The organism is Pseudomonas fluorescens (assembly GCF_900636825.1).
GTDB lineage: Bacteria > Pseudomonadota > Gammaproteobacteria > Pseudomonadales > Pseudomonadaceae > Aquipseudomonas > Aquipseudomonas fluorescens_BG.
The window spans coordinates 405,207-423,123 of sequence record NZ_LR134318.1 but is presented as its reverse complement, the minus strand read 5'-3'; the positions used below and the strand labels follow the sequence as shown (position 1 = coordinate 423,123).

Annotated in this window: 16 protein-coding genes; 8 read left to right on the top strand and 8 right to left on the bottom strand. The window is 60.2% G+C overall.

Going from position 1 to position 17,917, the window contains the following annotated elements:
* Positions 1-6 precede the first annotated feature (6 nt).
* From EL257_RS01920 to EL257_RS01905, 4 genes are read right to left on the bottom strand one after another with little or no spacing between them, the layout of a single operon-like run.
* Complete coding sequence (locus tag EL257_RS01920; RefSeq protein WP_126359326.1) at positions 7-534, bottom strand: pilus assembly protein PilP; 528 nt, start codon at positions 532-534, stop codon at positions 7-9.
* Positions 531-1,154: a type 4a pilus biogenesis protein PilO gene (gene pilO, locus EL257_RS01915; RefSeq protein WP_126359325.1), complete on the bottom strand. Its 624-nt coding sequence runs from the start codon at positions 1,152-1,154 to the stop codon at positions 531-533. Before pilO ends, EL257_RS01920 begins: the two co-directional genes overlap by 4 nt.
* Positions 1,151-1,717: a PilN domain-containing protein gene (locus EL257_RS01910; RefSeq protein WP_126359323.1), complete on the bottom strand. Its 567-nt coding sequence runs from the start codon at positions 1,715-1,717 to the stop codon at positions 1,151-1,153. The genes pilO and EL257_RS01910 overlap by 4 nt, the downstream gene beginning before the upstream one ends.
* The gene (locus EL257_RS01905; RefSeq protein ID WP_126359321.1) at positions 1,717-2,781 is read right to left on the bottom strand and encodes a pilus assembly protein PilM; all 1,065 of its coding nucleotides are present in this window, start codon (positions 2,779-2,781) and stop codon (positions 1,717-1,719) included. Before EL257_RS01905 ends, EL257_RS01910 begins: the two co-directional genes overlap by 1 nt.
* Positions 2,782-3,000: 219 nt before the next feature.
* Here EL257_RS01905 and EL257_RS01900 point away from each other — a divergent pair, with 219 nt between their 5' ends.
* A complete protein-coding gene (locus EL257_RS01900; RefSeq protein WP_419866605.1) occupies positions 3,001-5,445 on the top strand; it encodes a penicillin-binding protein 1A in 2,445 nt (814 codons plus the stop codon).
* Between the two features lie 142 nt (positions 5,446-5,587).
* Here EL257_RS01900 and EL257_RS01895 read toward each other — a convergent pair whose 3' ends face one another.
* The 3 genes from EL257_RS01895 to rpmE all read right to left on the bottom strand — a co-directional run bounded on the left by EL257_RS01895 (position 5,588) and on the right by rpmE (position 8,086).
* Complete coding sequence (locus EL257_RS01895; protein WP_126359317.1) at positions 5,588-6,856, bottom strand: malic enzyme-like NAD(P)-binding protein; 1,269 nt, start codon at positions 6,854-6,856, stop codon at positions 5,588-5,590.
* A 184-nt stretch (positions 6,857-7,040) separates the two neighbouring features.
* On the bottom strand, positions 7,041-7,841 hold the full coding sequence (locus tag EL257_RS01890) for a thermonuclease family protein (RefSeq protein ID WP_126359315.1): 801 nt from the start codon (positions 7,839-7,841) through the stop codon (positions 7,041-7,043).
* 14 nt (positions 7,842-7,855) lie between these two features.
* Complete coding sequence (rpmE, locus tag EL257_RS01885) at positions 7,856-8,086, bottom strand: 50S ribosomal protein L31 (protein ID WP_126359313.1); 231 nt, start codon at positions 8,084-8,086, stop codon at positions 7,856-7,858.
* A 283-nt stretch (positions 8,087-8,369) separates the two neighbouring features.
* Here rpmE and EL257_RS01880 point away from each other — a divergent pair, with 283 nt between their 5' ends.
* A complete protein-coding gene (locus EL257_RS01880; RefSeq protein WP_126359310.1) occupies positions 8,370-10,589 on the top strand; it encodes a primosomal protein N' in 2,220 nt (739 codons plus the stop codon).
* A gap of 107 nt (positions 10,590-10,696) precedes the next feature.
* Here EL257_RS01880 and EL257_RS28180 read toward each other — a convergent pair whose 3' ends face one another.
* Positions 10,697-10,819 carry a hypothetical protein gene (locus EL257_RS28180; RefSeq protein WP_016772057.1) on the bottom strand — a complete coding sequence of 41 codons (123 nt, stop codon included), beginning with the start codon at positions 10,817-10,819 and terminating at the stop codon, positions 10,697-10,699.
* On the opposite strand from EL257_RS28180, the gene argS reads away from it, so the two are divergent.
* The 6 genes from argS to phaC all read left to right on the top strand — a co-directional run bounded on the left by argS (position 10,818) and on the right by phaC (position 17,812).
* Positions 10,818-12,554 carry an arginine--tRNA ligase gene (argS, locus tag EL257_RS01875; RefSeq protein ID WP_126359308.1) on the top strand — a complete coding sequence of 579 codons (1,737 nt, stop codon included), beginning with the start codon at positions 10,818-10,820 and terminating at the stop codon, positions 12,552-12,554. The two genes, EL257_RS28180 and argS, sit on opposite strands and share 2 nt — an antisense overlap.
* A gap of 1 nt (position 12,555) precedes the next feature.
* Positions 12,556-13,272, top strand: a complete 717-nt coding sequence (locus EL257_RS01870) for an SPOR domain-containing protein (protein ID WP_122593939.1) — start codon at positions 12,556-12,558, stop codon at positions 13,270-13,272.
* Between the two features lie 219 nt (positions 13,273-13,491).
* Complete coding sequence (gene hslV, locus EL257_RS01865) at positions 13,492-14,028, top strand: ATP-dependent protease subunit HslV (protein WP_126359306.1); 537 nt, start codon at positions 13,492-13,494, stop codon at positions 14,026-14,028.
* Between the two features lie 48 nt (positions 14,029-14,076).
* Positions 14,077-15,414: an ATP-dependent protease ATPase subunit HslU gene (hslU, locus tag EL257_RS01860; RefSeq protein WP_126359304.1), complete on the top strand. Its 1,338-nt coding sequence runs from the start codon at positions 14,077-14,079 to the stop codon at positions 15,412-15,414.
* An 83-nt stretch (positions 15,415-15,497) separates the two neighbouring features.
* Positions 15,498-15,875, top strand: coding sequence for a gamma-butyrobetaine hydroxylase-like domain-containing protein (locus tag EL257_RS01855; RefSeq protein ID WP_126359302.1), 378 nt, complete (start codon positions 15,498-15,500; stop codon positions 15,873-15,875).
* Between the two features lie 257 nt (positions 15,876-16,132).
* Entirely contained in the window at positions 16,133-17,812 is a 1,680-nt protein-coding gene (phaC, locus tag EL257_RS01850; protein ID WP_126359300.1) for a class II poly(R)-hydroxyalkanoic acid synthase, read from the top strand.
* The last annotated feature ends 105 nt before the right edge of the window (positions 17,813-17,917 follow it).

Below are 17,917 nucleotides of genomic sequence, written 5' to 3'. Positions count from 1 at the left end.
CTTCCACTATGAGTGCTCTTTCAAAGGAATGGTGCGCGGGCGCTCCAGCCAGGCGCCCTGGCCGTCCGGCACGATTTCGACCACATCGACCTGAGTCGCGCTGATGGCGACGATCCGGCCATCATTACGTCCCAGGTAATCGCCGACCTTCAGCCGATGCACCCCGCCCGCGCCGCGCAACAATGCAAAGGCGCCGGAAGCATTGGCAATCGTGCCGACCATTTCGAACTGCTCGATGTTGAAACCTTCGAGGTATTGCTTGATCCGGGTGGGATCGGGTTTGACGTTGCGCGAGCCGTGTTTCTGCCCCGCCAGATCGACCCGCACCTGCCGCGAAAACGGGCTGCGCAGATTAGCGGCGCTGTAAGTGAATGTTGGGTAAGACCGGAATGTCGGGGTTGGTTCAATTTTGCCCGCCGGACGCAGGCGCACTTCGTTCATGTAGACGTCGAGGTCGCTGAAGTCGTCGCTGCCTCCACACCCACTCAACGTGAGCAAGGCAATCGACAGCGCGACATAACCGATCGGGCTCATTTCTGCAGCCCCTTGTCGTTATAGCGGTAAGTCTTGGCGAGTATGCTCATGCGTAATTTTGGCCCGCCGTCCGGAGTCACGGGCACCAGGTCAAAATCATGCAAGGTCACGATGCGTGGCAGCCCGGCAACGCCACTGACAAATGTGGCGAGGTCATGATAAGCGCCGGTCACGGTGATCTGGATCGGCAGTTCGATGTAGAACGGCTGGGTTACCTCCGGCAGCAATTTGATCTCTTCGAATTCCAGGCCGCTGCCTAACCCCGTGCGGGTGATGTCCTCCAGAAGGCCAGGGACTTCGGTGTCGCTGGGCAACTGCCGCAGGAGCACGCCGAAAGAGTTTTCCATCTCTTTCATTTGCTGGGTGTACAGCTCCAGATTGGCCGACAGACGCGCCTTGCTGGCGAACTGTTCCTTGAGTGTCGCCTCCTCTTCGCGCTTGGCGTGAAGCTGGCTTTCCAGGTCGCTGATGAAAAAGTTATAGCCCAGCCCCAATATCAGCACCATCAATAGTGCGCCGGCCATGGCTTTTACCGCGGACGGCCAGGAGCCGATGTTGTTGGTATCGAGGTCGTTGAAGTCAATGTTGCGCAGCCCCTGCAGCCACTCGGACGGCTTCATTGGTCGCCCTCCAGCATTTTGGGCTGCATCTGCCGAACGGTCAGTTCGAAAGTATTGGCCTGATCCACCTGACCGGCAGTCGTCGCCTTCACTTCGTTGAGACTCGGCGCATCGAACCAATCGGAGGCATCCAGATTGCGCATCAGTTCGGAGACGCGATTATTCGATTCGGCCGCGCCACTGATCGACAGGGTTTTGCCGCTCATCTTCACGTCGGTGAAATACACACCGTCGGGCAGCGTGCGCGCCAGTTGGTCGAAGATTCGCCCACTGATCTGCCGGTTGCCTTGCAAGTCCTGGATGATGCGCATGCGCTCGACCAGTTGCTGGCGACGCGCCTTGAGATCGCTGATCTGTTTGATCCGCTCATCGACCACGGCAATCTGTTTGCCGATGTAGTTGTTACGTGCCATTTGCCGGGCGATGGCGGCACTGGTGATCTGATCGGCAATCAGTACGGCGCCAATGGAGCCGACCACCACGCCGACCAGAGCCAGCAGAAAACGCTTGCGCCGTTCTTCGCGGCGCTCCTCGCGCCAAGGTAAAAGGTTGATCCGCGCCATCAGTCGAAACTCCTGAGCGCGAGCCCGCAAGCGATCATCAGCGCCGGCGCGTCACTGGCTAGCGCCCCCGCATTGACTTTGCTGCTCAGGGCCATGTTGGAAAACGGATTGGCCACTTGGGTCGGCGTGTGCAAGCGCTGCTCGATCAACCGATCCAGCCCCGGCACCGAGGCCGTGCCACCGGCAAGCAGGATGTGATCGACGGCGTTGTACTGCCCGGAGGCGAAGAAGAACTGCAGTGAGCGCGAAACCTGCTGCACCAGCGCTTCGCGGAACGGCTGCAAGACCTCGGCGACATAATCATCGGGCAACCCTCCCTGTTTTTTCGCAAGTCCCGCTTGCTCGAGGGTCAGGCCGTAGCGACGCTGGATTTCCTCGGTCAATTGCCGGCCGCCGAACAGCTGCTCGCGCGTATAAATGATTTTGCCGTTGTGCAGGACACTGAGGGTGGTCATGGTCGCGCCGATGTCGACCACTGCGACGGTCAGACGCTCTTGCGAAGCGGCCAATTGTGTTGCCAGCAGACTGAATGCGCGCTCCAGCGCGTAGGCCTCTACGTCGACCACTCGTGCTGTCAGCCCGGCCAGCGCCAATGCCGCTTCGCGCACTTCGACGTTTTCCTTGCGGCAGGCGGCCAGCAAGACGTTGACCCGCTCCGGATTGCGCGCGGACACGCCCTGGACTTCGAAGTCGATGGCGACTTCATCCAGTGGATAGGGAATGTATTGATCGGCCTCGATCTTGAGCTGGTTTTCCAGTTCGTCGTCGGAAAGCCAGGCGTCCATTTCGATGATCTTGGTGATCACCGCCGAACCGGCGACGGCCACCGCCACGCCTTTCGAGCCGGTGCGCGCCTTGACCAGCACCCGACTGAGGGCGAGGCCGACGCCTTCGAGTTCGGCGATGTTCTTTTCGACCACCGCATTGATCGGCAGCGGCTCTACCGCATACGCCTCGACCCGGTAGCGATCACCCTGACGGCTCAATTCCAACAGCTTCACCGAGGTGGAGCTGATGTCGATCCCCAGCAATGTATTGGCCTTTTTATTGAAGAGTCCCAGCACTACCAATTCCCTATGACTTTCCGTGAGTTACGGACTCTGTAATACGCATTGCGTTCCTTCACCCCATCTTGACAGAAGCGCAAATGACGCCTCCGGCAGAAAAGTGCTTATAATGCCCAGCGTTTTTTTCCGCTTTTTACTGCCAGCGCGGACTGTTCTGTGTGTAGCCGGAACGCCGTCGCCCAATTCATTCTTTGCTCTGGATGTTCAAACGCCTTGATTCGTCTGCTGAAATTTTTCGGTTGGTCCATCGTCGCCGTTTTCTGCGGACTGCTTTTGAGTCTCAGCGGCGCGTTTCTTTACCTTAGTCCGGGTTTGCCGTCTGTGGAGGCGCTGAGAAGCATTCAGTTGCAGATTCCCCTGCGCGTCTACAGCAGCGACGACAAGTTGATCGCAGAATTTGGCGAAATGCGCCGTACACCGATCCGTTTCGCCGACATTCCCCCCAATTTCATTAATGCGTTACTAAGTGCTGAAGACGACAATTTTGCCAACCACTATGGCGTCGATCCGAGCAGCCTGATGCGCGCCGCGACCCAATTGGTGAAAAGCGGGCACATCCAGTCCGGCGGTAGCACGATCACCATGCAGGTGGCGAAGAACTTTTTCCTGACCAGCGAACGCAGCTTCTCGCGCAAAACCACCGAGATCCTTTTGGCCCTGCAGATCGAGCGGCAGCTGACCAAGGATGAAATCCTTGAGCTCTACGTCAACAAGATCTATCTGGGCAACCGCGCCTATGGCATCGAGGCGGCGGCGCAGGTGTATTACGGCAAATCGATCCGTGACGTCAGCCTCGCGCAGATGGCGATGATCGCCGGCCTGCCGAAAGCCCCGTCGCGCTTCAACCCGCTCGCCAACCCGGCGCGCAGCAAAGAGCGCCGCGACTGGATCCTCGGGCGCATGTATAAACTGGGCAAGATCAGCGAGGCCGATTACACCGCCGCCATCAATGAGCCGCTGAACGCCAGCTATCACGTGCCGACCCCGGAAGTGAACGCGCCGTACATCGCCGAAATGGCTCGTGCCGAAATGGTCGGCCGCTACGGCAGCGACGCCTATACCGAAGGCTTCCGCGTCACCACCACGGTGCCGAGCAATCTGCAGGAAATGGCCAACACCGCCCTGCACGAAGGCTTGATGACCTATGACCAGCGCCACGGCTACCGTGGACCCGAGTCGCGCCTGCCAGGCAAGACCCGCGAAGCCTGGGCCACAGAACTGACCAAGCAGCGCACCATCAGCAGCCTTGAGCCGGCGATTGTCACTCAGGTCGACAAGAACGGCCTGCAGGTGCTGACCCGCACCGGCGAAGAGCACGTGGCCTGGGACACCATGAAATGGGCGCGACCGTTCCTCAACACCAACAGCATGGGCGCCAATCCACGCCAGCCGTCGGATGTCGCGCAGGTCGGCGATCTGGTTCGCGTGCAGCGCCAGACCGACAATTCGCTGAAGTTCAGCCAGATCCCGCAGGCACAAGGTGCGCTGGTCTCGCTGGATCCGCAGAACGGCGCGATTCGTTCGCTGGTCGGTGGTTTTGCCTTCGAGCAGAGCAATTACAACCGCGCCATGCAGGCCAAGCGTCAGCCGGGCTCGAGTTTCAAGCCATTCGTCTACAGCGCCGCGCTGGATAACGGTTACACCGCCGCCAGCCTGGTCAACGATGCGCCGATCGTGTTCGTTGACGAGTACCTGGACAAAGTCTGGCGTCCGAAGAACGACACCAACACTTTCCTCGGTCCGATCCGCCTGCGTGAAGCGCTCTACAAGTCGCGCAATCTGGTGTCGATCCGCTTGCTGCAAGCAATGGGGGTGGGCAAGACCATCGACTACATCACGCGCTTTGGCTTCAACAAGCAGGATCTGCCGCCAAACCTGTCGCTGGCATTGGGCACTGCAACACTGACGCCGATGGAGATCGCTACCGGTTGGGCGACATTCGCCAACGGTGGCTACAAGATCGCGCCATACATCATCGACAAGATCGAGAGCCGCAACGGCGACACGCTGTTCGTCGCCAATCCGCCGACGGTGCCGCAAGGTGGCTCGGCGACCGACGGTATCGCGGCGCCTGCCAGCGAGTCGTTCACGGTCGATTCCGCACCAGTGCCCGCCGAAGCCGCCGGCAATCCGGCCGTGCCGCAAGCGCCGGCCGTGGCTGAGCGAATCGTCGATGGTCGCACCACCTATATTCTCAACAGCATGTTGCAGGACGTCATCAAACTCGGCACTGGCCGTCGCGCACTGGCCATGGGCCGCAGCGACATCGCCGGCAAGACCGGTACCACCAACGAATCGAAAGATGCGTGGTTCTCCGGTTACAACGCCGATTACGTGACCACGGTGTGGACCGGTTTCGACCAGCCGGAAAGCCTTGGTCGCCGTGAGTTCGGCGGCACCGTGGCGCTGCCGATCTGGATGAACTACATGTCGGCGGCGCTCAAGGACAAGCCACCCCATGTTCAGCCGGAGCCGGAAGGCTTGTTGAGCCTGCGAGTGGACCCGGTCAGCGGTCGCGCGGCGACACCGAGCACGCCGGGCGCGTACTTCGAGCTGTTCAAGGCTGAAGACACGCCGCCTTCGGTGAATGAGCTGGGCAACGGCGCAGTGCCGGGCAGCCCGCTGCCAGCGGATGAGCAGGCGCCGATCGATTTGTTCTAGAGGGGCAGCTACAAGCGGCAAGCTCTGAGCTGCAAGTAAAGGCAGGAATGCGCACTGCTTGAAGCTTTAAACTTGTAGCTTGTAGCTTGTAGCCCATAAAAAAACCCAGCACCAGGCTGGGTTTTTTTATGGGCGGCTGCTTTTAACCGTTGAACACGTCATCCACGCTTTTCAGCGGGTAGTTCTTCGGATACGGCAGGGTCGCCACACCGGTCTCGATTGCCGCTTTGGCCACAGCGTCGGAGATCAGGGTGATCAGGCGCTTGTCCATTGGCTTCGGAATGATGTACTCACGGCCGAATTCCAGAGGTGCGCCGCCGTAGGCGTCGCAGACGTCCTGAGGCACTGGCAGTTTGGCCAGTTCACGCAGGGCATTGGCTGCGGCGACTTTCATTTCTTCATTGATGCGCTTGGCGCGAACGTCCAGAGCACCGCGGAAGATGAACGGGAAGCCCAGCACGTTGTTGACCTGGTTCGGGTAGTCCGAACGGCCGGTGGCCATGATCACGTCGCTGCGAGTGGCGTGCGCCAGTTCCGGGGAGATTTCCGGATCCGGGTTCGAGCAGGCGAACACGATCGGGTTGGCCGCCATCGACAGCAGGCCTTCAGGGCTCAGCAGGTTCGGGCCGGACAGACCGACGAACACGTCAGCGCCTGCCAGAGCATCAGCGAGGGTGCGCTTCTCGGTGGCGTGAGCGAAGACTGCTTTGTACTGGTTCAGGTCGTCACGGCCGGAGTGGATCACGCCGGTACGGTCAACCATGAAGATGTTTTCGATGCGTGCGCCCATGCTCACCAGCAATTTCATGCAGGAGATGGCCGCCGCGCCGGCGCCCAGGCAGACGATCTTGGCGTCAGGCAGGGTTTTGCCAGCGATTTCCAGGGCGTTGATCATGCCGGCAGCGGTAACGATCGCGGTGCCGTGCTGGTCATCGTGGAAAACCGGAATGTCGCACTGCTCGATCAGAGCACGTTCGATCTCAAAGCACTCAGGCGCCTTGATATCTTCCAGGTTGATGCCACCGAAGGTGATCGAAATGCGCTTTACCGTGTCGATGAAGGCTTGCGGGCTTTCGGAATCCACTTCGATGTCGAACACATCGATGCCGGCGAAGCGCTTGAACAGCACGCCTTTACCTTCCATTACTGGCTTGGACGCCAACGGGCCGAGGTTGCCCAGACCGAGAATCGCGGTGCCATCGGAAATGACTGCAACCAGGTTGCCCTTGCCGGTGTATTTGTAGGCCAGTTCGGGATCGCGAGCGATCTCGCGCACTGGTTCAGCTACGCCGGGGCTGTAAGCCAGCGACAAGTCGCGAGCAGTAGCAGTGGCCTTGGTGAGCTCGACACTCAGCTTCCCTGGACGAGGATTGGCATGATATTCGAGAGCGGCAGTTTTCAGATCAGACATTTTGGCATTCCGCTTTTTACTGTTGGACAGACTGGTCAGCGAGGATACGCGCCTCGCAAAGTCCCCACAAGACTGAGCGGTCACCGCTGTCAAGCGCCCTGCCCTACGACTTTGGGCCAAGAGCCACGGCGCACAAGGGCTGGACTGTTCACAATCAGCAGAAAAAATGTCTACAATTTTTTCTTCAGTGCGAGCGTTGCAACATTGATGGATCGGTCAGCGGCAACAACCAGCGCGACTGCCCTGATTGCAATCCACCGCGTCGCGAGCGATCAATCACCCAGCCGCGCGCCTCGACTTGCGCACCTTTCAACCCTTGCAAACGGGCATTGTCGAATTGTCCGACCAGATTGGGTGCAACCTGCAATACAAGGGAATCCTGCAACTCGATCCAGATTCCTCCGCGATTGCGCTGAACATTGCTTACACGGCCACTGACTATCGCGAACCCGGCGCGCTGGATCTGCGCCGCTTTGCGCACCGGAGATTGCCGCCAGACGCCGAGCCCGGCCTGTCGCGCACGGCGTTCGGCAGCTTGGTGGCAGGCGACCAGATCGACATTCGGCGCCACCGCGACTTGAAAACCCAACCCATCGGCCAGCATCTGCGCCTCGATATTGGCACCGCCAGCATCGTAGACATGGGCAAGTGTGCGGCCGTAACGGTCTTTGCCCTGCTTGCCGGGGCTCAGGCCGACACGGCCACCGCTGGCCTTGACCAGCGCTTGCAGACGGTCGCGTGCCGCGATGGCGAACGGCTCGTCGCTACGTCCCTGCTTGCCGAGTTCGGGGGTGTTCAGGCCGATCATGCGTACGCTGCGGCCATCGCTCAGGCGCAACGTGTCGCCATCGACCACGCGCTGTACGCTGACGCTGCTCAGTCCCGCAGGCGCCGGGCAAAAGGCCTGCGCGCCGGAAAGCCAAATCGCAGACACAAAAAAGGCGCCCGCGAGGGACGCCTTTTTCAGCAACGAGGAAAAGCCCACCGGGCCTTTCGTCCTTACTCTGCTGCTGGAGCAGGTTTCTTGCCGAAAGCACCGAAACGGTCTGCGAAGCGCTGAACACGGCCGCCGGTGTCCAGAGTCTTCTGCTTACCGGTGTAGAACGGGTGGCATTCATTGCACACGTCGATTGGCAGAGCTTTGCCGAAAGTCGAACGGGTTTCGAACTTGTTGCCACAGCTGCAGGTAACAGCGATGACTGGGTAATTCGGGTGGATATCAGCTTTCATGGTGTCTTCCTCAGCTAGCGTGCCGCCACCCAACACTATTGTTGAATACCGCACGTAATTAGGCCGCGGATTCTACCAGACCTTTTCAATCACGCAAGCTGTCACCGAGACCGACCGTCTGCTAGGCTCCCGGCCTTGAACGAGCTTCCCTGTAGGAGCGAGCCTGCTCGCGAAGGCGCCATGGCAGTCGACACATGTGTTGTCTGACCCTCCGCCTTCGCGAGCAGGCTCGCTCCTACAGGTCATGCATATCCGATCATTCTGCGTATCGAGATCCTCCCGCGTGCCCGACGCCATTCTGCGCCTCGCCCTGCCTTCGCCTCTGCGCCGCCTGTTCGATTATCGAGCGCCGGCCGGGGTTCGGCGCGAGCAATTGCAGCCGGGCATGCGCCTGCGGGTGCCGTTCGGGCGACGCGAGATGATCGGCATTCTGGTCGAGGTGACCGACACCAGCGAAGTGCCGGCGGAAAAGCTCAAACCGGCCCTGGCCCTGCTTGATGACACGCCGCCGCTGCCGCCAGCCCTGTTCAAGCTGTGCCTGTGGACCGCGCAGTATTATCAGCACAGCCTCGGCGACACGTTGAGCTGGGCATTGCCGGTGCTGTTGCGTCAGGGAGAACTGGCCGAAGCTCGCCAGGAGCGGTTCTGGTCGATTACGCCAGGAGCCAGCGTCGACGATCCACGGGTTGCGCGCGCGCCACGCCAACGCGAGGCGCTGACAACCCTGGCGCAGCATCCTCACGGCGTCGCCCATCAGTTGCTGAGCAAACTGATGCTGAGCAAAGACAGCCTCGACCTGTTGCTGGCCAAGGGTTTGGTGCAAGTCGACATCCGTCGCCACGCCCCCGGCGCGCGCCATGAACACTGGCTCGCCCAGCCCGAGCTGCCGCTCAACAGCGAGCAACGCGCCGCGTATGAAGCGATCCGCGCCGGATTCGACAGTTATCACGCCTTCCTGCTGGCCGGCGTCACGGGCAGCGGTAAGACCGAAGTCTATTTACAGCTGATCCGCGAGACCCTCGAAGCCGGCAAGCAAGCGCTGGTGCTGATCCCCGAGATCAACCTTGGTCCGCAGACACTGGCGCGTTTCGAACAGCGCTTCAACGCGCGCATAGCCCTGGTGCATTCAGCGGTCAATGATCGCGAACGCCTCGACGCCTGGCTAGCCGCCCGCGATGGCGAGGCCGACATTATTATCGGCACCCGCTCGGCGCTGTTCACCCCGATGAAAAATCCCGGGCTGATTATCATCGACGAAGAGCACGATGGCTCTTATAAGCAGCAGGAAGGCTTGCGCTACCACGCCCGCGATCTGGCACTGGTGCGCGCACGCCAGGAAAACATCCCGATTGTGCTGGGTTCCGCTACGCCGTCGCTGGAAAGCCTGCATAACGCCTACACCGGACGCTACGGCCTGCTGCGCTTGAACGAACGCGCCGGCGGTGCCAAGCAGCCACGCTTCCTGCGCCTGGATGTGAAAAGTCGCCCACTCGACAGCGGGATTTCCGGGCCGATGCAGCAAGCCATCGGCCAGACCCTCGCGGCCGGCCAGCAGGTGCTGGTATTCCTCAACCGTCGAGGATTTGCGCCGACGTTGCTGTGCCACGATTGCGGCTGGATGTCCGAATGCAGCCGCTGCGACGCGCGGATGACCGTGCACCAGCGCTACGGCGAACTGCGCTGCCACCATTGCGGCAATGTCGAGCGCACCCCGCGCCAGTGCCCGAAGTGCAACAAAGTCGATCTGCGCCCGGTCGGCGCTGGGACCGAGCGCGCGGAAGAACGCCTGGCGATTCTGTTCCCTGATTACCCGGTGCTGCGCGTCGATCGCGACAGCACTTCACGCAAGGACGCGATGAATCAGCTGTTTGCAACGATTCAGAAAGGCCATCCGTGCATTCTGGTCGGCACGCAAATGCTGGCCAAGGGGCACCATTTCCCACGGGTGACGCTGGTATCGATTCTGGATGCCGACGGCGGCTTGTTTTCCGGCGACTTCCGCGCCAGCGAGCGCATGGCGCAGTTGATCGTGCAGGTGGCGGGACGTGCCGGTCGGGCGGAAGAACCAGGCAGAGTGATCATCCAGACTCACCTCGCCGACCATCCTTTATTGGTGCAACTGACCGAGCAAGGTTACTTCGCCTTTGCCGAACAGGCCTTGAGCGAGCGCCGCGCTGCCGGCCTGCCGCCGTTCGCCCATCTGGCCCTGCTGCGCGCCGAAGCGCACAAACCGGGGCAGGCGGAAGCGTTTCTGGATGAGGCGTGCAGCGCGGCGGAACGTTTGTTGGCCGAGCAGAATCTGAGCGGGATCGAATTGCTTGGCCCCGTGCCGGCGCCGATGGAACGCCGGGCCGGGCGTTATCGGGCGCAGCTGTTGTTGCAGGCGACGGCGCGGGCGCCACTGCATCGGTTACTCGCCAGCTGGTTGCTGGTGCTGGAGCAGATGCCGAGCGGGCGTGCGGTGCGCTGGTCGCTGGATGTCGATCCTGTGGATTTGTATTGAAGATCAAAAGATCGTCCGAACGCGGCCCGAGCGTGCCGCAGCTCCTACACGGGGATCTGGGTTTTCCTGTAGGAGCTGCGGCACGCTGCGATCTTTTGACTTTGATGTCACCACATATCCACATCCTGCCTGCTAAGGTTGGCAAGCCCGTCTTCGCAACGGATAATGCCCAGTTTTTCCACCCGCGCATCGATGCGCCCGCCGCGCTTGCGGTCGAAAGAGAAGACCATGAAAGACACCATTCGCCAGCTGATCCAACAAGCCATCACCCAACTCGTCAACGAAGGTGTGTTGCCTGAAGGCCTGTCGCCGGCGATTCAGGTGGAGAACGCACGCGACAAGACCCATGGCGACTTCGCCAGCAACATTGCGATGATGCTGGCCAAACCGGCAGGCATGAAGCCGCGCGATCTGGCGGAAAAAATCATTGCCGCGCTGCCCGCCGACGAAAACGTCACCAAGGCTGAAATCGCCGGCCCGGGCTTTATCAATTTCTTCCAGAACACTCAGGCGCTGGCCAACCGCCTCGAAGCCGCCCTGGCCGACGAGCATCTGGGTGTACGCAAAACCGGCCCGGCGCAACGCACCGTGGTCGACCTGTCGGCGCCGAACCTGGCCAAAGAGATGCACGTCGGCCACTTGCGCTCGACCATCATCGGCGACGGCGTGGCGCGGGTGCTGGAGTTCCTCGGCGATGAAGTGATCCGCCAGAACCACGTCGGCGACTGGGGCACCCAGTTCGGCATGCTGATGGCGTATCTGCAGGAAAACCCGATCACCAGCGACGAGCTGTCCGATCTGGAAAACTTCTACCGCGCCGCCAAGCAGCGTTTCGACGAGTCCGAAGAGTTCGCCGACCGCGCCCGTGGCCTGGTGGTCAAGCTGCAGGCCGGCGATGCCGAATGTCTGGCGCTGTGGACCCGGTTCAAAGACATTTCGCTGTCGCACTGCCAGAAGATCTACGAACTGCTCAACGTCAAACTGAGCATGGCCGACGTGATGGGCGAAAGCGCCTACAACGACGACCTGATCAACGTGGTCAACGACCTCAAGGCCGCAGGCATGCTGGTCGAGAGTAACGGCGCCCAGTGCGTGTTCCTCGACGAGTTCAAGAACGCCGATGGCGACCCGCTGCCGGTGATCATCGTCAAGGCTGACGGGGGCTACCTGTACGCCACCACCGACCTTGCGGCTGTGCGTTATCGCAGCGGCAAACTGAAAGCCGATCGCGCGCTGTACTTCGTCGATCAGCGTCAGGCCCTGCACTTCCAGCAAGTGTTCGCCGTGGCACGCAAGGCCGGTTTCGTCACCCATCCGATGGAAATGGAGCACATGGGCTTCGGCACCATGAACGGCGCTGATGGCCGCCCGTTCAAAACCCGTGATGGCGGCACCGTGAAACTGGTCGATCTGCTGATCGAAGCCGAGAAGCGCGCCTTCGAGTTGGTCCGCGAAAAGAACCCGGACATGCCGGTCGAAACGCTGAATGAAATCGCCAAAGTGGTGGGCATCGATTCGGTGAAATACGCCGACCTGTCGAAGCACCGCACCAGCGACTACAGCTTCAACTTTGATCTGATGTTGAATTTCGAAGGCAACACGGCGCCGTACCTGCTGTACGCCTACACCCGTGCTGCCGGGGTGTTCCGCAAGCTGGGCAAAGATTTCAGCGCGGTTGACGGGCAGATCGTGCTGCAAGCCGAACTCGAGCAGGAACTGGGCACCAAACTGGCGCAATTCGGCGAAGTGCTGAACGGCGTGGCGCAAAAAGGTACTCCGCATATTCTCTGCACGTATCTCTACGACTTGGCCAGCCTGTTTTCCAGCTTCTACGATAACTGCCCGATCCTGAAAGCAGAGACCCCGGAACAGATGCACAGCCGCCTGCGCCTGACCGAGTTGACGCGTCGCACCCTTAAACAAGGCCTGGAGTTGCTGGGCCTGAAAGTCCTGGAGCAAATGTAAGTTGGCTGCCAAGAAAAAACCTGCACCCAAGCGTGGCGCCAGCCGTTACCAAGCTCCTGCAAAGCAACCGATCCCGGGCTGGCTGTGGATGGCCATCGGCCTGACGGTCGGCGCGTTCATTGTGTTTCTGATGAAGCTGGAGCCGGGCAAGGGCAGCGACACGGTCAAGCGTGAGAAAGTCGAACAGGCGCAACAGCAGAAAGCGTCGAAGATCGCCGAGGCCAACAAGACCCCGCCGAGCCCGACCCAGCCAGTGAAGCCGAAATACGATTTCTACACCTTGCTGCCGGAATCGGAGGTGATCGTGCCGCCGGATGCGGTGCCGGAGAAGACCCTGCCGACGCCGCAAGTGCCGGCTGTTCCGACAACGCCGGTGACACCTGCGGAAGCGGCGAAGATCGACACGGCACGGGCTCAGGCCGCACTGGCGGGGATTACCCCGCCGCCAGCGCCACCGGTGAGCAAAGCGGCGCCAGTGACCAAGTTCTTCCTGCAGGCCGGTTCGTTCCGCAAGGAAACCGACGCCGACAAAGTCCGCGCGCAGATCATTCTGCTCGGCCAGGCGGTGGCGGTTGAGTCCGGCACGGTCAAGGATGAAACCTGGTATCGCGTGCTCGTCGGCCCGTTCAGCAATCGCGAGCAACTGACCACCGCGCAGAAACAACTGGCGGGCGCCGGCTTCAGCAACCTGTTGTTACAACAACGCCAGAGCCGCTGACCCAGCCATCCGTGGCAACGCTATACCCCTGTAGGAGCTGCCGCAGGCCGCGATCTTTTGACCTTGCCCTTGAAGCAGGATCAAAAGATCGCAGCCTGCGGCAGCTCCTACAGTTGATCACCGCTCGTCCCCTCTCCTGCTCTGCGGTTGAAATCCTCTCCAGCACCCCCATATGAAAGGCATAAGGCACTTTCGCCCCGCTGTGTGGAGACTCTTCCCTTGACCACCATCGTTTCAGTCCGCCGTCACGGCAAAGTCGTCATGGGCGGCGACGGCCAGGTTTCGCTCGGCAATACCGTGATGAAAGGCAACGCGAAAAAAGTTCGTCGCCTGTACCACGGCCAGGTCATCGCCGGTTTTGCCGGTGCCACCGCCGATGCCTTTACCCTCTTCGAACGTTTCGAAGGCCAGCTGGAAAAACATCAGGGCCACCTGATCCGTGCCGCTGTCGAACTCGCCAAAGAATGGCGCACCGACCGTTCCCTGAGCCGCCTCGAAGCCATGCTCGCAGTCGCCAACAAGGACGCGTCGCTGATCATCACCGGCAATGGTGACGTGGTCGAACCCGAAGATGGCCTGATCGCCATGGGTTCCGGCGGTGCTTTCGCCCAAGCCGCGGCCAGCGCCCTGCTGAAGAAGACTGACCTGTCGGCCCGCGAGATCGTTGAAACCGCGCTCGGCATCGCTGGCGACATTTGTGTATTCACCAACCACACCCAGACCATTGAGGAGCAGGATCTCGCTGAACAAGCCTGACGCGGCCCTGTGCCACGGCTTGTTTTTGCTTGAGGACCGTCAATTATTATGTCCATGACTCCCCGCGAAATCGTCCACGAACTCAACCGCCATATCATCGGCCAGGACGATGCCAAGCGCGCCGTCGCGATTGCCCTGCGCAACCGCTGGCGCCGCATGCAGCTGCCTGAAGAGCTGCGCGTTGAGGTGACCCCGAAAAACATCCTGATGATCGGCCCGACCGGTGTCGGTAAAACCGAAATCGCCCGCCGCCTGGCAAAACTCGCCAATGCGCCGTTCATCAAGGTCGAAGCGACCAAATTCACCGAAGTCGGTTATGTCGGCCGCGACGTCGAATCGATCATCCGTGACCTGGCCGACGCTGCGATCAAGATGCTCCGCGAGCAGGAAATGACCCGCGTGCGCCATCGCGCCGAAGACGCCGCCGAGGATCGCATCCTCGACGCGTTGCTGCCGCCGGCGCGCATGGGCTTCAGCAATGAAGAAGCGCCAGGCTCCGATTCCAACACCCGTCAGTTGTTCCGCAAGCGCCTGCGCGAAGGTCAGCTGGATGACAAGGAAATCGAAATCGAAGTCGCTGAAGTATCCGGCATCGAGATCGCCACGCCGCCCGGCATGGAAGAGATGACCAACCAGCTGCAATCGCTGTTCGCCAACATGGGCAAGGGCAAGAAGAAGTCGCGCAAGCTCAAGGTCAAGGAAGCGCTGAAACTGGTGCGCGATGAAGAAGCCGGACGTCTGGTCAATGAAGAAGAGCTGAAGGCCAAGGCGCTGGAAGCGGTCGAACAGCACGGCATTGTGTTCATCGACGAGATCGACAAAGTGGCCAAGCGCGGTAACGTCGGCGGCGCCGATGTGTCCCGTGAAGGCGTGCAGCGCGACCTGCTGCCGCTGATCGAAGGCTGCACCGTCAATACCAAACTAGGCATGGTCAAGACCGACCACATCCTGTTCATTGCTTCCGGTGCGTTCCACCTGAGCAAGCCGAGCGATCTGGTGCCGGAGCTGCAAGGCCGTCTGCCGATTCGCGTCGAACTCAAGGCGCTGAGCCCGGAAGACTTCGAGCGTATCCTCAGCGAACCGCACGCCTCGCTCACCGAGCAGTATTGCGCGCTGCTGAAAACCGAAGGCTTGAACATCCAGTTCCAGCCCGAAGGCATCAAGCGTCTGGCGGAGATCGCCTGGCAGGTCAACGAGAAAACCGAAAACATCGGTGCCCGTCGCCTGCATACGCTGCTTGAGCGCCTGCTCGAGGAGGTATCGTTCAGTGCCGGCGATCTGGCCAGCGCCCACGATGACAAGGCGATCCTGATCGACGCCGAATACGTCAACAGTCATCTGGGCGAATTGGCGCAGAACGAAGATCTGTCTCGTTATATCCTGTAGGTCACCGTCCCTGTAGGAGCTGCCGCGGCCCGAGCCTGCGGCAGCTCCTACAAGGTGTTCCATCTAGTCGGATGACCTGCAAAATGACCACTATTCCCACCGACATCAAACTGCACAAAGCCTCGAAAACCATGACGCTAATCTACGCGTCCGGTGAAGAATTCACTCTGCCCGCAGAATTTCTGCGCGTGCATTCCCCCTCCGCCGAGGTCCAGGGCCACGGCAAACCTGTCCTGCAATTCGGCAAGCTCAACGTTGGCTTGAGCAAGCTGGAACCCGCCGGCAACTATGCACTGAAACTGACCTTCGACGATGGTCACGACAGCGGCCTGTTCACTTGGGAATACCTTTACGAACTCGGCAAACGCCAGAACGAACTCTGGGCCGATTATCTTGCCGAATTGCGCGCCGCCGGAAAAACCCGCGACCCGAACGAGTCGTTCGTCAAGCTGATGCTCTAGCCCGTGGGTCTGGTTCTTTAGAAGGCATTTTCTAAATTCATCTGTTTGAATGCTCCGCTGGATGGCCGAGGATCGGCCTGCTTGCGAAAAAAATTAAACTCGGGTAACCAATGGAGCTGGCAAGTTCCCTGCAATGCTCTACGACTGTAAAGCAGCTATGCAGAATTAACGGTCACCCGAGCAGTAGTACCTGGCATTGGCTGTGGAACTGCACAGCAGAAACCGGGTACTCGTCTCAGGACAATGGAGCGTCGTAGATGAGTAACAAGAATAACGATGACCTGAAGTACCAAGCCTCTGAGAACACCCTGGGGCTTAATCCCGTCGTTGGGCTACGCGGAAAGGATCTGCTGGCCTCTGCTCGCATGGTGCTGAAACAGGCCATCAGACAACCGATCCATAGCGTCAAGCACGTGACCCACTTCGGTCTTGAACTGAAGAACGTCCTGTTCGGCAAATCCGAACTGCAACCGGCTGGCGATGACCGTCGATTCGCTGACCCCGCGTGGAGTCAGAACCCGCTCTACAAACGTTATCTGCAAACGTATCTGGCCTGGCGCAAGGAGCTTCACGCCTGGATTGACGACAGCAGCCTGTCGCCCAAGGATATTGCGCGCGGCCACTTTGTCATCAATCTGATGACCGAAGCCATGGCGCCGACCAACAGCGCCGCGAACCCGGCAGCGGTCAAACGCTTCTTCGAAACCGGCGGCAAGAGTCTGCTCGACGGTCTTTCACACCTGGCCAAAGATCTGGTGCACAACGGCGGCATGCCGAGCCAGGTCAACATGGGCGCCTTCGAAGTGGGCAAGAGCCTCGGTGTCACCGAAGGCGCGGTGGTGTTTCGCAACGACGTGCTGGAGTTGATCCAGTACAAGCCGATCACCGAGCAAGTTCATGAACGGCCGCTGCTGGTAGTGCCGCCCCAAATCAACAAGTTCTACGTATTCGACCTGAGCCCGGACAAAAGTCTGGCGCGCTTCTGCCTGCGCAATAACGTGCAGACGTTCATCATCAGCTGGCGCAATCCGACCAAGGCGCAGCGCGAGTGGGGCCTGTCGACTTACATCGATGCGCTGAAAGAAGCCGTCGATGTGGTCACCGCGATCACCGGCAGCAAGGACGTGAACATGCTCGGCGCCTGCTCCGGCGGCATTACCTGCACCGCCCTGCTCGGTCATTACGCGGCGATCGGCGAGAACAAGGTCAACGCCCTCACATTGCTGGTCAGCGTGCTCGACACCACACTGGACAGCGACGTCGCCCTGTTCGTCGACGAACAGACCCTCGAGACCGCCAAACGCCACTCGTACCAGGCTGGCGTGCTCGAAGGCAAAGACATGGCCAAGGTGTTCGCGTGGATGCGCCCCAATGACCTGATCTGGAATTACTGGGTCAACAATTACCTGCTCGGTAACGAGCCACCGGTGTTCGACATTCTGTTCTGGAACAACGACACCACGCGCCTGCCGGCGGCGTTCCATGGCGATCTGATCGAGATGTTCAAAAACAACCCACTGATCCGCCCGAATGCACTGGAAGTGTGCGGCACGCCGATCGATCTCAAGCAGGTCACAGCCGACATCTTCTCGTTGGCCGGAACCAACGACCACATCACACCGTGGAAATCCTGCTACAAGTCGGCGCAACTGTTTGGTGGCAAAGTCGAGTTCGTATTGTCCAGCAGCGGGCATATCCAGAGCATCCTGAACCCGCCGGGCAACCCGAAATCCCGTTACATGACCGGCGAAGAAATGGCCGCCAACGCTGACGAGTGGCAGGAAAACTCGACCAAACACACCGATTCCTGGTGGTTGTACTGGCAGGCGTGGCAAGCCGAGCGCTCGGGCAATCTGAAAAAGGCCCCAGCGAAACTGGGCAACAAAGCGTATCCGGCAGGCGAGGCCTCGCCGGGCACTTACGTTCACGAGCGGTAACTGACATCACCCCTCCCCTGTAGGAGCTGCCGAAGGCTGCGATCTTTTGACTTTTGATTTTCAAAAAACAAGATCAAAAGATCGCAGCCTTCGGCAGCTCCTACA

Bases quoted from the DNA above. Each gene is read 5' to 3' on its own strand.
- EL257_RS01920 (WP_126359326.1), bottom strand. From the start codon at position 534: ATGAGCCCGATCGGTTATGTCGCGCTGTCGATTGCCTTGCTCACGTTG.
- pilO (WP_126359325.1), bottom strand. From the start codon at position 1,154: ATGAAGCCGTCCGAGTGGCTGCAGGGGCTGCGCAACATTGACTTCAAC.
- EL257_RS01910 (WP_126359323.1), bottom strand. From the start codon at position 1,717: ATGGCGCGGATCAACCTTTTACCTTGGCGCGAGGAGCGCCGCGAAGAA.
- EL257_RS01895 (WP_126359317.1), bottom strand. From the start codon at position 6,856: ATGTCTGATCTGAAAACTGCCGCTCTCGAATATCATGCCAATCCTCGT.
- rpmE (WP_126359313.1), bottom strand. From the start codon at position 8,086: ATGAAAGCTGATATCCACCCGAATTACCCAGTCATCGCTGTTACCTGC.
- argS (WP_126359308.1), top strand. From the start codon at position 10,818: ATGAAAGACACCATTCGCCAGCTGATCCAACAAGCCATCACCCAACTC.
- EL257_RS28180 (WP_016772057.1), bottom strand. From the start codon at position 10,819: ATGGTCTTCTCTTTCGACCGCAAGCGCGGCGGGCGCATCGATGCGCGG.
- hslU (WP_126359304.1), top strand. From the start codon at position 14,077: ATGTCCATGACTCCCCGCGAAATCGTCCACGAACTCAACCGCCATATC.
- EL257_RS01855 (WP_126359302.1), top strand. From the start codon at position 15,498: ATGACCACTATTCCCACCGACATCAAACTGCACAAAGCCTCGAAAACC.
- phaC (WP_126359300.1), top strand. From the start codon at position 16,133: ATGAGTAACAAGAATAACGATGACCTGAAGTACCAAGCCTCTGAGAAC.